The sequence below is a fragment of the Tsukamurella pseudospumae genome (genome assembly GCF_001575195.1).
GTDB lineage: Bacteria > Actinomycetota > Actinomycetes > Mycobacteriales > Mycobacteriaceae > Tsukamurella > Tsukamurella pseudospumae.
Genome location: NZ_LSRF01000042.1, coordinates 1 through 1,005 on the forward strand (window position 1 = coordinate 1; position 1,005 = coordinate 1,005).

Sequence of the window (1,005 nt, forward strand, 5' to 3'; positions counted from 1 at the left end):
AGGAACTGGATCGCTCTCGGCTGGCGGGTGCGTTGGGGTGCGGATCTTCGCAGGGCTGCTCCCGCTTCCGGCCCTAACGGTCTACTGCCGTGACCAGGATCCGCTCAAGGGCCGCTACGCGGGCCTACGGCGAACCCTTGCCCGGATCCTGGTCACGGCAGTTGAGGCTGCGCCGCCGAAACCGGGAGCAGCCCTAACGCGAAGGTCCTTGATCTGGGACGCAGGTGGTACAGAAATACAGAAATCATGAATCTGAGAAGCGAGGTGCGCAGCGGAGTAGAGCACAGTTTCCGCAGATAGATGCGGTTGCAGACCACGCTTGGGTGCTTCCGATGATGAAAACATGGTTTCTGTATTTGCGGTAATCAGGAAAGGCGTATATCATTATTTCTGTGACCACCTACACGTTCACTAACCAGAAGGGTGGCGTCGGCAAGTCGACTACCGCCATCAACTTCGCCGGCTCCCTTGCTCACGACCTCGGCCGACGAGTCCTGTTCGTTGACGCCGACCCGCAGGGCACGGCACTCGATTGGTCTGCCGCGCGCAGTGCGGCTGAGCATCCGCACCTGTTCACCGTCGTGGGGTACCCGCGAGTCGGGCTCCATAAAGAGCTCGCAGCGATGGCGGCCGGATACGACGACGTGGTGATCGACAACCCAGCTCGAGCAACCGACATTCCTCGCTCGAATCTTCTGGCCGCGGACGTGGTCGTCGTGCCACTCCAGCCGTCGCCGGCTGATCTCTGGGCCACTGCGGACGTGCTCACGCTGCTTAGCGAGGCGTCTGCATTTAAGGAAAACCTGAAAATCGTATTTCTGGTTTCCAGGCGGGGAGTGGGCACTAACCTGGGGAAGTCGATCAAGACTTCGCTGGCTGGCCTGCCGTATCCGGTCCTCGATACGACGATCGCCAACAGGGTGGGCTACGCAGAAGCCCTCGTTGACGGATCTACCGTCATCGAGGTCGATCCAGAGGGGCAGGCTGCCGACGAGATCCGCAACA

Annotated in this window: 1 protein-coding gene; it reads left to right on the forward strand. The window is 60.7% G+C overall.

Annotated features, from left to right (window positions below):
* Positions 1-392: 392 nt before the first annotated feature.
* Positions 393-1,005: ParA family partition ATPase (gene parA / locus AXK60_RS12935; RefSeq protein WP_068571556.1), on the forward strand; the 613-nt coding region annotated here is incomplete at its 3' end.